Annotated in this window: 13 protein-coding genes; 12 read left to right on the top strand and 1 reads right to left on the bottom strand. The window is 42.8% G+C overall.

Annotated features, from left to right (window positions below):
• The first annotated feature begins 6 nt into the window (after positions 1-6).
• The 11 genes from rfbA (at position 7) to Q8J82_RS08990 (ending at position 11,883) form a co-directional block, all read left to right on the top strand.
• Positions 7-894, top strand: coding sequence for a glucose-1-phosphate thymidylyltransferase RfbA (rfbA, locus tag Q8J82_RS09040; RefSeq protein WP_305328170.1), 888 nt, complete (start codon positions 7-9; stop codon positions 892-894).
• On the top strand, positions 891-1,439 hold the full coding sequence (rfbC, locus tag Q8J82_RS09035; protein WP_304909250.1) for a dTDP-4-dehydrorhamnose 3,5-epimerase: 549 nt from the start codon (positions 891-893) through the stop codon (positions 1,437-1,439). Before rfbA ends, rfbC begins: the two co-directional genes overlap by 4 nt.
• A gap of 155 nt (positions 1,440-1,594) precedes the next feature.
• Complete coding sequence (locus tag Q8J82_RS09030) at positions 1,595-1,906, top strand: pyrimidine/purine nucleoside phosphorylase (RefSeq protein ID WP_304892306.1); 312 nt, start codon at positions 1,595-1,597, stop codon at positions 1,904-1,906.
• A gap of 24 nt (positions 1,907-1,930) precedes the next feature.
• Positions 1,931-2,425, top strand: coding sequence for a YajQ family cyclic di-GMP-binding protein (locus Q8J82_RS09025; RefSeq protein ID WP_013147868.1), 495 nt, complete (start codon positions 1,931-1,933; stop codon positions 2,423-2,425).
• Positions 2,426-2,480: 55 nt separating this feature from the next.
• Positions 2,481-3,893, top strand: coding sequence for a 3-isopropylmalate dehydratase large subunit (gene leuC, locus Q8J82_RS09020; RefSeq protein ID WP_305328155.1), 1,413 nt, complete (start codon positions 2,481-2,483; stop codon positions 3,891-3,893).
• 30 nt (positions 3,894-3,923) lie between these two features.
• The gene (locus tag Q8J82_RS09015; protein WP_304890918.1) at positions 3,924-4,052 is read left to right on the top strand and encodes an entericidin A/B family lipoprotein; all 129 of its coding nucleotides are present in this window, start codon (positions 3,924-3,926) and stop codon (positions 4,050-4,052) included.
• Positions 4,052-4,690: a 3-isopropylmalate dehydratase small subunit gene (gene leuD, locus Q8J82_RS09010; RefSeq protein WP_304909247.1), complete on the top strand. Its 639-nt coding sequence runs from the start codon at positions 4,052-4,054 to the stop codon at positions 4,688-4,690. The genes Q8J82_RS09015 and leuD overlap by 1 nt, the downstream gene beginning before the upstream one ends.
• A gap of 45 nt (positions 4,691-4,735) precedes the next feature.
• Complete coding sequence (leuB, locus tag Q8J82_RS09005) at positions 4,736-5,794, top strand: 3-isopropylmalate dehydrogenase (protein WP_304909246.1); 1,059 nt, start codon at positions 4,736-4,738, stop codon at positions 5,792-5,794.
• A 14-nt stretch (positions 5,795-5,808) separates the two neighbouring features.
• Complete coding sequence (asd, locus tag Q8J82_RS09000) at positions 5,809-6,921, top strand: aspartate-semialdehyde dehydrogenase (protein WP_304890921.1); 1,113 nt, start codon at positions 5,809-5,811, stop codon at positions 6,919-6,921.
• 151 nt (positions 6,922-7,072) lie between these two features.
• On the top strand, positions 7,073-9,958 hold the full coding sequence (locus Q8J82_RS08995) for a FimV/HubP family polar landmark protein (protein WP_305328154.1): 2,886 nt from the start codon (positions 7,073-7,075) through the stop codon (positions 9,956-9,958).
• A 119-nt stretch (positions 9,959-10,077) separates the two neighbouring features.
• Positions 10,078-11,883, top strand: a complete 1,806-nt coding sequence (locus Q8J82_RS08990; protein WP_305328153.1) for a hypothetical protein — start codon at positions 10,078-10,080, stop codon at positions 11,881-11,883.
• A gap of 2 nt (positions 11,884-11,885) precedes the next feature.
• Here Q8J82_RS08990 and Q8J82_RS08985 read toward each other — a convergent pair whose 3' ends face one another.
• Entirely contained in the window at positions 11,886-12,500 is a 615-nt protein-coding gene (locus tag Q8J82_RS08985) for a PolC-type DNA polymerase III (RefSeq protein WP_305328152.1), read from the bottom strand.
• Positions 12,501-12,708: 208 nt separating this feature from the next.
• Between Q8J82_RS08985 and Q8J82_RS08980 the strand changes: the two genes are divergently transcribed.
• On the top strand, positions 12,709-13,359 hold the full coding sequence (locus Q8J82_RS08980) for a hypothetical protein (protein WP_305328151.1): 651 nt from the start codon (positions 12,709-12,711) through the stop codon (positions 13,357-13,359).
• The last annotated feature ends 99 nt before the right edge of the window (positions 13,360-13,458 follow it).

Here is a 13,458-nt window from a genome sequence, read left to right as displayed (position 1 = left end):
GAAATGATGACTCAACGTAAAGGCATTATCCTAGCAGGAGGATCTGGCACTCGGCTCCACCCTGTAACCAAGGTGGTTTCAAAACAATTGTTACCTATTTATGATAAGCCAATGATTTATTACCCGCTCAGTACGCTGATGCTGGCAGGTATGCGTGACATTTTAATTATTTCCACGCCTCAAGATACGCCGCGTTTTCAGCAACTACTAGGTGACGGCAGCGACTGGGGTCTAAATCTGCAATATGCCGTGCAGCCAAGTCCAGATGGGTTGGCACAGGCTTTTATCATCGGCAAAGACTTTATCGGTAACGATCCAAGTGCCTTAGTATTGGGCGATAATATTTTTTATGGTCACGATCTGCATACTCAGCTTCAGCAAGCGATGCTGCGTGAAAAAGGCGCAACAGTTTTCGCCTACCATGTGCAAGACCCGGAGCGCTACGGTGTAGTGGACTTTGATAAGCAAGGTCGTGCCACTAGCCTTGAAGAAAAGCCAGCAAATCCAAAAAGTAATTATGCGGTCACGGGGTTATATTTTTATGATAATCAAGTAACCGATATTGCCGCCAATCTCAAACCTTCAGCTCGAGGTGAGTTGGAGATTACTGACGTGAACCGCATTTATCTTGAGCGAGAGCAACTCAATGTGGAAATCATGGGGCGAGGCTATGCTTGGCTAGATACTGGTACACATGAGAGCTTAATTGAAGCGAGTAATTTTATTCAGACCATAGAGAATAGGCAGGGTTTAAAGGTATGTTGTCCGGAAGAAATTGCTTACCGCAAAGGCCTTATTAATGCTGAACAATTAGAAAGATTAGCTCAGCCGCTTGCCAAAAACGGCTACGGACAATATTTGCTAAACTTGTTAAAAGATAGGATTCAGTTTTGAAAGTAATACCAACTGCGATTCCAGATGTACTTATCATCGAACCTAAAGTATTTGGTGATGAGCGGGGCTTCTTTTTTGAAAGCTTTAACCGCCGCCAATTTACTGAATGTATCGGCCGTGAAGTTTATTTTTGTCAAGATAATCACAGTCGCTCCGCAAAAAATGTGTTGCGTGGTTTGCACTACCAAATTCAGCAGCCTCAAGGTAAATTGGTGCGTGTGGTGCAAGGCGCAGTTTTTGATGTGGCCGTTGATATTCGCAAAAGCTCGCCAACTTTTGGGCAATATGTTGGGATGGAGTTGTCAGCGGATAACAAGCGTATGTTATGGATACCTGAAGGGTTTGCGCATGGTTTTATGGTGCTGACCGATAGCGCGGAGTTTCTCTACAAAACAACTGATTACTATGCACCTGAGTTCGAACGCAGTATCGCTTGGAATGATCCTGCTATTGGTATCCAGTGGCCTAGTGTTGCTGAGTCACCTATCTTGTCTGTAAAAGATCAGCAAGCAAAACTATTGGCAGAGGCCGAGCTTTTCGCTTAACTATGTGCGCATAAGTAAAACTTTAGCCCATTCAATGATGTAACCCATCAGGTATAAATTTAAAAAGCTTAATGCTTAATCCCATATCGCTGTCTTGGATAGACAGCGCTTTTCTGCGATAATGTCGATTTGATTATTACTGAGAGTTCAAGCAAATGGCACAATTTGACAATGTTAGCGTGAAAAAGAAAGCCAACATCTATTTTGATGGCAAGTGCGTCAGTCACACTGTGATGTTTCCAAATGGCACTCGTAGCACTATAGGCGTTATTTTTCCTAGTACACTTACTTTTAATACTGTAGCGCCTGAGTTGATGGAAGTTAATTTAGGTCAATGTAAAGTACGCCTCAAAGGTGAGGAGGATTGGAAAACATATGGCGCGGGTGATAAGTTTACAGTACCTGCCAACTCGTCATTCGACATCGAAACAATCGAAACATTGGATTATGTCTGCCACTTTGAGTAGGCCAGCTATTTTTAGGAAATAAGTATGCCGTCATTTGATATTAGTTCAGAAGTCGATATGGTTGCTTTGAAAAATGCGATTGATACTGCAGGTAAGCAAATTACAAATCGCTATGACTTTAAGGGTACTTCAGCCAAGGTTGAGTTGAACGAGAAGGATAGCATTATCACTTTGTTTGGTGATAATGATTTTCAGCTTGATCAGATTAAAGATATTTTATTACCAGGTATGGAAAAAAAAGAGCCTGATTCAACTAAGCGGCTTGAACATAAGGATGTGCAAAAGGTAGGCGGCAATAAAGTAAAGCAAGAGCTTAAAATTAAAGACGGTATTGATAGTGATTTAGCCAAGCGCATTAGTAAACTGATTAAAGACTCTGGCTTAAAAGTGCAGGCAAGTATTCAAGGCGACACTGTACGCGTTAATGGTGCCAAGCGTGATTTGCTACAAGATGCGATTGCGTTTGTAAAAAAGAGCGTGACAGATTTTCCATTACAGTTTGGGAATTTTAGAGATTAAGTGATAACCCAAAACTGTTTATCTGACTTGAACAGCATGGTTTAAAAAGAAATTTATGGCAAAAACGTTATACGACAAATTATTCGATTCTCACGTAGTGCATGAAGAAAACGGTACGGCGCTGATTTACATTGACCGTCATTTGGTGCATGAAGTGACTAGTCCGCAGGCTTTTGAAGGTTTGCGCCTGGCTGGACGTAAGCCATGGCGTATATCCTCTATTGTAGCAACTGCTGACCATAACACACCTACTAACGGCTGGGATAAAGGGTTGGCAGGTATTGCTGACCCAGTGGCACGATTGCAGATTGAAACTTTAAGTGACAATATTCGTGAATTTGGCGCGAAAGCATACTTTCCATTCATGGATGCGCGTCAAGGTATTGTGCATGTGGTTGGGCCTGAACAGGGCGCAACTTTGCCTGGAATGACGGTGGTTTGCGGTGACTCTCACACCAGTACGCATGGTGCGTTTGGGGCATTGGCGCATGGTATTGGTACTTCTGAAGTTGAACATGTAATGGCGACGCAATGCTTGGTGCAAAAAAAATCTAAAACCATGCAGATACTTGTTGATGGCGAGTTGGGTAACGGCGTCACAGCTAAAGACGTAGCGCTTGCTATTATCGGCAAAACTGGCACAGCAGGTGGTAACGGTTACGCAATTGAGTTCGCTGGTTCTGCGATTCGTAGTTTGAGCATGGAAGGCCGTATGACTTTGTGTAATATGGCGATTGAAGCTGGCGCGCGTGCCGGCATGATTGCCGTTGATGACACAACAATTGATTACGTGAAAGGCCGTCCTTTCTCACCTAAAGCAGAGCAATGGGATGCTGCTGTGACTTACTGGAGAACGTTGCACTCTGATGCCGGAGCAGAATTTGATGCAGTGGTTACTTTAAATGCTGAAGATATTCAGCCGCAGGTTACATGGGGTACTTCACCTGAAATGGTGGTGGCTATTGATGGACGTGTACCAAGTTTAGACTTGGCTAAAAATGAGGTGCAACGCGGCGACTGGGAGCGTGCATACGCTTATATGGGTTTGACCCCTAACACTCCTATCAGTGAAATCAATATTGACAAAGTCTTTATTGGTTCTTGTACCAATTCACGTATTGAAGACTTGCGTGCGGCCGCTGCTGTAGCTAAAGGTAAACATATTGCCCCTAATATTAAATTAGCTTTAGTAGTGCCTGGTTCTGGCTTAGTGAAAGCGCAGGCAGAGCAAGAAGGTTTAGACAAGATTTTTATTGAAGCGGGCTTTGAATGGCGCGAACCTGGTTGTTCTATGTGCTTGGCGATGAATGCAGATAGATTAGAACCGGGTGAGCGTTGCGCATCAACAAGTAACCGTAATTTCGAAGGCCGCCAAGGGCAGGGAGGGCGCACCCATTTAGTAAGCCCTGAAATGGCTGCTGCTGCTGCGGTTGCTGGGCATTTCGTTGATGTCAGGCAGTTTGTTTGATTTTTTATAAACAATTAATAGGAGTGATAAATGAATAAGTTATTTGTATTGATGGCACTTGGTTTTGCATTGGTGTTGACTGGATGCAACACATGGCACGGCTTTGGTAAAGATTTGGAAAAAGCTGGTGATAAAATTCAGAAATCACCGAATAACTGATGAATCCGTTTACTAAATTAGATGGGTTAGTGGCGCCACTTGATCGTGCCAATGTCGATACAGACGCTATTATTCCTAAACAGTTTTTAAAATCCATCAAACGTTCAGGCTTTGGGCCAAACGCTTTTGATGAATGGCGTTATCTCGATCATGGCGAACCTGGAATGGATAATTCCAAGCGTAAAATCAATCCTGATTTTGTATTGAATCAATCGCGCTATCAAGGGGCAAGTATCTTGCTCACACGGGAGAATTTTGGTTGCGGCTCTTCAAGAGAGCATGCGCCATGGGCTTTAGAAGACTTCGGTTTTAAGGTGATTATTGCTTCTAGTTTCGCCGATATCTTTTTCAATAACTGTTTTAAAAATGGCATGTTGCCTATCGTTCTTTCGGCTGAAATCGTAGATACCTTATTTAATCAAGTTACTGCCGTAGAAGGTTATAAGATTAATGTTGATTTAAGTGCACAAACAGTAACAACACCGAGTGGTGAAGTATATAAGTTTGAAGTAGATGCTTTCCGTAGGCATTGCCTTTTAAATGGCTTGGATGACATTGGCTTAACCATGCAGCAGCAGGACAAAATCAAGGTATTTGAAGCAAAACATAAGCAAGCGCAACCTTGGCTTTTCGCATAACCTCCTTTTAGCTTAGTTACAGAATTAAATTCAGAAAGTAAATTCATGAAAATAGCAGTATTGCCAGGTGACGGCATCGGACCAGAAATTGTCGCCCAAGCCGTTAAAGTATTAAACGCATTAAAACTGAATATTGAAATGACTGAAGCGCCTATCGGTGGTGCAGGGTATGAAGTTGCTGGTGACCCGCTGCCAGAAGCCACTTTGCAGCTAGCTAAAGATTCAGATGCTGTTTTATTGGGCGCGGTAGGAGATTGGAAGTACGATAAATTAGAGCGTCATTTACGTCCAGAGCGTGGCTTATTGCGTATTCGCAAAGAGCTAAATTTATTTGCCAATCTTCGTCCAGCTTTGCTTTATCCTGAGTTGGCTGGAGCATCAACGCTTAAGCCAGAAGTGGTTTCTGGTTTAGATATTATGATTGTGCGTGAATTGACGGGTGACATTTATTTCGGTCAGCCTCGTGGCATTTCAACTCTGGAAAATGGCGAGCGTGAAGGTATGAATACGATGCGTTATTGCGAATCTGAGATTCGCCGCATTGGTCGTGTAGCATTTGATATTGCAATGAAACGTAATAAAAAAGTATGTTCAGTGGATAAAGCAAATGTGCTTGAAACGACGGAATTATGGCGTCAGGTTATGATTGAATTGTCTGCAGAATATCCTGAAGTTGAACTGAGCCATATGTATGTTGATAATGCTGCGATGCAATTGATTCGTGCACCTAAACAATTTGATGTGATGGTAACGGGCAATATCTTCGGCGATATATTGTCGGATGAAGCGTCTATGCTCACGGGTTCTATCGGCATGTTACCTTCTGCCTCATTAGACGCGAATAACAAGGGTATGTATGAGCCGAGTCATGGCTCTGCACCAGACATTGCGGGTAAGAATATTGCCAATCCTTTAGCAACTATTTTGTCTGTTGCTATGATGTTGCGCTATACATTTAATGATGAGGCGAATGCGCTAAAAGTTGAAAACGCCGTGAAAGCAGCCTTGTCGCAAGGTTATAGAACCGCAGACATCGCAACTGAAGGTTGCAAAAAAGTGGGTTGTAGTGAAATGGGTGACGCAGTTGTCGCTGCATTAAATTAGTTAAGGTTAATAAAATGCTTAAAGTTGGGTTTGTAGGTTGGCGTGGTATGGTGGGGTCAGTGCTCATGCAGCGCATGATGGAAGAAAATGACTTTGCGCTCATAGAACCACAATTTTTTACCACATCGCAAGTTGGCGGCAATGCGCCAAGTGTGGGTAAAGAGTCCCCGCCTTTAAAAGATGCAATGAGTATTGCAGACTTGAAAACTATGGATGCCATCGTTTCATGCCAAGGTGGTGATTACACTAGTGAAATATTCCCTAAGCTTAGGGCAGAAGGCTGGAAAGGTCATTGGGTAGACGCGGCTTCAACACTGCGTATGGAAAAAGACGCAGTGATTATTTTGGATCCAGTCAATATGCATGTGATTCAAGATGCTTATGCGCACGGTAATAAAAACTGGGTGGGCGGAAACTGCACAGTATCGTTAATGCTAATGGCTTTAAATGGCTTGTTTAAAGAAAATTTGGTGCAATGGGCAACCTCTATGACCTATCAGGCGGCATCAGGCGCTGGTGCACAAAATATGCGTGAATTACTCAAGCAGATGGGCGAAGCACATTTCGCAGCAAGTGAGTTGCTTGCTGACCCTGCATCAGCCATTCTGGACATAGATCGCACAGTAGCTGGTACATTGCGAGAGGACAAATTTCCTACGGCGCATTTTGGCGTGCCACTAGCAGGCAGTTTGATTCCTTGGATTGATAAAGATTTAGGCAATGGTCAAAGCAAAGAAGAGTGGAAGGGCGGCGCCGAGACTAATAAAATTTTAGGTCGTGAAGCTAACCCTATCATAATTGATGGTCTTTGTGTGCGAATAGGTGCGATGCGCTGCCATAGTCAGGCGCTCACTATCAAACTAAGCAAAGACGTGCCTTTAGATGAAATCAACCAAATGTTGGCAGAAGCTAATCGGTGGGCAAAAGTGGTGCCAAATGAACGCGAAGCTAGCATGAAAGAGCTAACGCCAGCCGCAGTGACGGGTACATTAAATACACCTGTAGGACGTTTACGTAAACTAAATATGGGTAACGATTATTTATCAGCTTTTACCGTAGGTGACCAATTGCTCTGGGGAGCGGCTGAACCGTTACGTCGTATGTTACGGATTTTAATAGAGAAATAATTGGACTTATCTATTAGCTGTTGTGAAAAGCAACAGCTATCAAAAGTAGCATATACATGGCATCTGAATATAATGTGTATTATCAGCTTGCATAGCTAACTATTTGATGTTATTTTAATATTTAGGATTAAAGTTTGATCAAGGGCTAAATGTGCGTAAATCTAAATTAAAGCAAATTTCTCTGGCCGTATGCTTAGCGCTCATGCCGCTATCTATCTACGCCGCAGGTTTAGGTAAGTTGAATGTCAGTTCTGGAATAGGTGAGCCACTAAGAGCAGAAATTGAGCTTTTATCTGTAACGCCTGAAGAGCTTTCAACTTTAGCAGCCTCAATTGGCTCTGAGGATGCTTATGCACAGCAAGGGATTCCTCGCCTAGGTATTCATAATAATATCAAAATTGAGTTGGCTAAAAATGCAAATGGCTCACCAATATTAAAGCTGCATTCCAATCAACCTGTGAATGATCCTTATCTGGATATGCTTGTTCAAGTGGACTGGGCTTCTGGGCGCTTACAACGTGAGTACACTGTACTGTTGGATCCGCCTGGATACAAGCCGTCTGAGCCTAGCTTAGCAATGCCGATTACACAACCAGCACTTAATAACTCAAGCATTATCAATAAATCTAAAGGCGTTAGTCAGAGTAGTGATCTTACAACTGGAAGCATAGATACAGCTCCACCAGTGGCAAAACGAACAAAGAAATTTAAAAAAGCAACTGTTCAACCTCCTGTAGAGCAAGACGTAGTTTCAAATTCAACTGCTAGCGTAGAACAAGAGTTAACAACTAAGCGTGGTGACACTTTAAGTTCAATCGCCAGAGCGACGCAGGTTGAAGGGGTTAGCTTAGACCAAATGTTGGCTGGCTTATACGAGAATAATAAAGACGCGTTCTCAAGCGGCAATATGAATCGGTTAAAAGTTGGACAAATCATTAAAGTGCCGAGTAAAGAAGTCCTCACGGCAATTGATAGCCAACAAGCAAAAAAAGAAATCAAGGTTCATTCTGTTAATTGGAATGCGTATCGTAATGCTTTGGCTGGTAATGTAGCCGCGCAGCCAGCAGTGGCAGAATCTGAAGAAAAACAATCTGCATCTGGGAAGATTGCTACGGCTGAAGATAAAGCCGCGCCAGCTAAAGCTGGTCCGCAAGATGTTGTTAAGCTTTCTGCAGGTGATAAAGTGGGTGGCAAAAGTGCAAACGATACCGCCAAGTCAGTTGAAGCTAAGATGTTAGCTTTACAAGAAGAAACGACAGCACGTGAAAAGTCTTTAAAAGAGGCAATGGATCGCACAGCGGCGTTAGAAAAGCAAATTGAAGATATGCAGAAGCTGATTGCTCTTAAAAGCCAGTCAATGTCAGAGTTGCAAAAGAATGCTGAAACTGCAGCTAAAGTGCCAGAAACAAAATTAGAAGCGACAGAAGAGCATAAGGTAGAAGAAACACCTAAAGCTGAGGTCGCTACGCCGGTTGAAGAAAAGCAGGCGGAAGTTACAAAATCAGTTCCAGCTCCAGCAGTTCAACCACAAGCTACAACACAAGAGGAGCCTAGTTTCTTTGCTGGGTTAATGGATTCTGTCAACTTAGCTCTTCTAGGTGGAGTTGCAGGAGTGACATTACTAGGCGCTGGCTGGATGTTTTTGCGTAATAAGCGTAGAAAAGATTTAGATAGCTTCGAGCGCGGGATATTGACCTCTGGCGGTTTGCGTGCAAACACTGTATTTGGCAACACTACTGGTAATGCAAGTATGTCTGATACTTCATTCTTAACTGATTTTGCACAAAGTGCTGATGGCAGCATGATAGACACAAATGACGTTGACCCAATTGCTGAAGCTGAAGTTTACATGGCTTATGGCCGTGATGCGCAGGCCGAAGAAATATTGAAAGATGCGATTTCTAAAGAACCTAAGCGTTATGAGTTGCATTTAAAACTGTTGGAAATGTATGCTGCTCGTAAAGATACCTCTGCTTTTGAGGCGATTGCTGGTGAGTTATATACAACGTTAGGCGCTGATGACCCAACTTGGGAAAAAGTTGCCGCTATTGGCGCCGAAATGGAGCCTGGTAATCCCTTATACAACGTTAGTAAATCCGCTGCATTGGTTACAGGTAAACCTGAAGATATTGCAGCTACTCCTGAAGATGCTACTGCTAAGGACAATGCACTAGATTTCTCATTTAATAACGATGATGTCATAACAGCCAGTCAGCCAGTGTCTGAAGATGCAAATTCAGTGGTGTTGCAAAGTTTTGCCGCCGCTGAAGATGTAGGGCAAGATTTATCATTCGATTTAGGTTTGTTAGATGATGGCGCCAAAGTGGTGGTCGGATATGAAGGTGCTGAAACTACTCAAAGTGTAGAGAAAGATTTATCCGACAATTCAATGGATTTTGATCTGGGTGATTTCAAATCTGAAAATATACTGATGTCTGCGGCTACGGAATCAGTAAGTGATGAGTTACCGCTCAATGCCGATGATATTTCTGCTTTGCAGGAAATCACTGATACGCCATCAACTGATTTTGATATGGATTTTAATCTACCCGATGAAACGGTCGCAAGTCAATTAGCATCACAAAAAGAAACCTCTGCAAACATGATTGAAGATATTTCGTTTGACTTGGATTTTGCTAATGATGCTGTTACTTCAACCCCTGATGCACAAGTTGCGATGGATGCAACGGAGATTTCATTTGATTTGCCACATATTGAAGAGCCTGTGACCAGCGTTGCAGAGACTTCATCAAAGCCTGATGCTTTAGAAGCGAATACTTTCGATTTATCCTCGATAGATTTAGACTTAGCCGATACTGAGCCTGAGTTACCTGTTGAGAAGTCTGCTGCTAAAACTGTCAGTCCAGCTGTCGATAATTCAGAATCACAAGATGTTAATATTAAGTTGGACTTAGTTGCCGCTTATATTGATATGGACGATAAAGAGGGTGCGCGTGAGCTGTTGGAAGAGGTGCTGAAAGAAGGTGGTATTCAGCAGCAGGTACGCGCACAGCAGTTGTTAGATAGTTTGGCCTAATTTCAAACCATGAAAATAAAAAAGCCGAGCATGTTGCCAAGCCGTTAGGAAGTTGTGTTGATAAATACAGCTTAGTATGATTTAATCCCTTATACCTACTCGGTGTAAGGGATTTTTACATGGCTGTTATATCTTCTCCAGATCAAAGCAAGCTTCGTTACCCCTCCGAGGTTAACTCTATACAGGTGAACTTCTGCCGCAATCCGTTATGCGCCAATTTTGGGCATACTCCTGCCGTAAAGGTTTCAAGGGGTAGGCCTCAGAAGTTTGGTGTGCGGATTACAGACACTTACATTATCTCGGGAGGTCGTAAAAAAATAGGACGTAACATACCCAGCCTTATCTGCAAGCTATGTCGTCAAAGTCCCACTATTAAAAGTAATCAAGCTATTTCAGAGGAACACCGCAGAATTAGTGCCTATTTAAGAAAATCTGCAGGACCTCGTTGCCCTAATATTTGGTGCTGCAACCACTTCCAAAGTGTATCTGATGCACCTGATGCCTATCAGGCCTTCGGCAAGACCGCTGCAGGAGCTCAGCGATATCGCTGTAAAGATTGTGGTACAACCTTATCTGTTCAAACTAAATCTACATCAGGTCAGCAACAGTCTCATAAAAACAGAACAATATTCTCTCTACTGATGAATAAATCCCCGTTCCGTCGCATATGTGAAGTAGCCGACATCAGCCCCTCAACTCTATACAATCGCATCGACTTTCTGCATCGTCAGTGTCTGGCGTTTGCCGGTGAGCGTGAAAGAGAGAAGCTACTTGGAATTGATATTCAACGATTACATGTCAGCATCGACCGACAAGATTACGTAGTGAATTGGAGTAACCGAATAGACAAACGCAATGTAACTCTAACAGCTATGGGCAGTGCCGATAACTTGACTGGTTTCGTTTTCGGAATGAATCTGAACTTTGACGGTAATTTAAATCCAGAGGTTACGGAAATAGACGCGATTAACAACGGAGATTACGATGTTGATTTACCTTACAGGAAGTACGCCAGGGTATGGCTAAAAAGTGATTATTTAGATGCACTTTCTCAAATAAAGTCAAAAGCAAAGCCTTTAGTGCCATCCTCTCTCAGTGAGAGAATCGAAACCAAATATGCAAACTCTGCCGTTAGAGAGGATTATGAGTCTACTGATGAGCACAGTGAAGAAACTCAGCTACCCCGTAACGGGATGCAAACGCACTTTGAATATACTGTCTATGGCCACTTCTTCTATTTGCGCGAGTTATTTAAAAATGTTGGAAAGGTACGCTTTTATATTGATCAAGATTCAGCAATTCGCGCTGCATGCCTGTCCTCATTCTGGGATCGTATCCGTGCACGCACAGTCGATGCCTATTATGTGCAGATCAATAAAGATCTCACTAATGAAGCTAAATTAAAACGACAGTCTAGAATACGGGAAGCCTTGAAACGAGCCATGGCTGCGCACCCAACTTATACCGAAGAAGAAATTCAGTTGATGTTCATTAGAGCGCGTATGGCCAAGATGAAGCCGATCGGCAAATGGGGTGATATGTGGTTACGTCACCCGTTTCCACGCATGGATGAGCCAAAGAAAGCGGTGTGTCATCTGACTAACTACGATGACTATAACGGAGAGCATGCTGCAAGACTCTATTACCGAGCCACCTTGGCGGGGATAGACCGATTCTTCATGCAGGTCAGGTGTCGAATTTGCATGCTTGAGCGTCCATTCAAAAGTCCAGCTCGAGCAGGTCGCACATATTTCGCCTACAACGCTTACAATCCAGAGATCATTGTGAAACTGTTAGGTATTTTCAGGGTGTTCTACAACTACGTGGCTGTGGGTGAGGATAAGATGACCCCAGCAATGAGGTTAGGCCTAGCCAAAGGACCCATCAAGCTAGAGGATATTATCTACTTTATACCTGAAGTGTAATATCAGAGGTTCATCAAATCAGCGAATTCATCGTCCAAGTCAACATCGTTGGCTCGGAGTTTTCCGACGATTCGTTTAATAATAGCCGCTAATTTATCTGGCGGAAATTCCCGTTCGATATGTTGAATGAAATGCCACAAGGCCCGAGCATCCCCTAATGCCCTGTGACGATTTTGAATGGGTAGCGAATAGCGATCAATCAGAGCAGAGAGACTATGCTTCCTATGCTGAGGATATAGAGCCCTAGATAGCTTTACGGTGCAGAGTGCCTCGGATTCAAACGGCAATCCTGCTCGTTGAAATTCCGCACGCAAAAATCCAAGATCAAATGAAGCATTGTGAGCCAGTATAATCTTGCCGTTTAGTCTGCTTATCAGATTAGCTGCGAGTGAGGTGAAGGTTGGGGCTCCTGCCAACATTGTATTGCTAATGCCCGTAATCATCCGAATGTTGTCGGGGATTGGTACATCAGAATTGACTAAAGTGGACCACTCAGAGATTGAGCCTAATGAGTCAACCTCAATAAGTCCAATCTCTGTGATTCGATCATACTGCGGACTGAGACCAGTTGTCTCTAGGTCTAGTATCGTAACCGGGTTATTGAGTAAAGTAATCATAACTTATCTGACATATTAAATACGCAAGTTGATGCTACCAATGTTAATCTAGAACATTCAGTTAGGCACGAATTAAATCACTTTGTAATAATAGACGGTTAGATGTTAATAATCTTAGGTTTTAATTATCGGAGTAAGTCCTCCGTGCCTTATTTGTAGCTATATTAAAAATACTCAACTTTCTATAACAATAAACTTGAAAAGAATTATGATGGCAAAGTCACCAGACTCATACAAGATAGCCTTGCTCGCGTCTCAACTAGACATATATACACCAATTGATATAAATGATACTGACCTCTGGATACCTATGCATGATTTAGAGGTTCTAATATCGAACGAACTATGTAACGTATCAGTTGCTAATATGGCATTACGATCACGATCCAAGTTCATTAACTTAGCAGTTTGTAGAGCTTTAGGGTATCCGGAGCCAACCTCATTCACAAGAACATACCCTAAATTTCCAGGTCAAAAATTAGACACCTATGCTCAGAAGGCGTTGAATCTTCAGATTTGGAATGAAGCTGTATCACCAGATAGGCGGTACGCTATACTTGAAATATCTCCTGATGACATAATCACCAGAGTAAAGGTCGTTAATGGCTTGGTTTTAGCTGCGCTTGATAAAACCGGCACAATTACCAAAAAATACCAAGCTAGATTCGACTTGGGGGATGATGCTCTAGAATTGATTTCCAAGGTTGACGTAGGGAGTCTACTTCCCCACATATCCACTGATGTCGAAATAGATAAGAGTCTAAGCCCAACGGCAGACCCACAGAGCAGAGGGTTGCTTCCAATATTTGAAATATATTTATTGAGCGACAATTATCTTGTCTGGTCTAGCGACAATTAACTTGTCTAGTTGATCTGATAGAGTTCTGCACAGCAAACCATAAGGAGGCGCTGTGTCAGGTAATCACATTTCAGATAAACAGGTTAATTTATATATGAC

This window comes from Methylotenera sp., from assembly GCF_030684185.1.
In the GTDB taxonomy this organism is placed as follows: Bacteria; Pseudomonadota; Gammaproteobacteria; order Burkholderiales; family Methylophilaceae; genus Methylotenera.
This window is presented reverse-complemented; position numbering and strand designations above follow the sequence as displayed.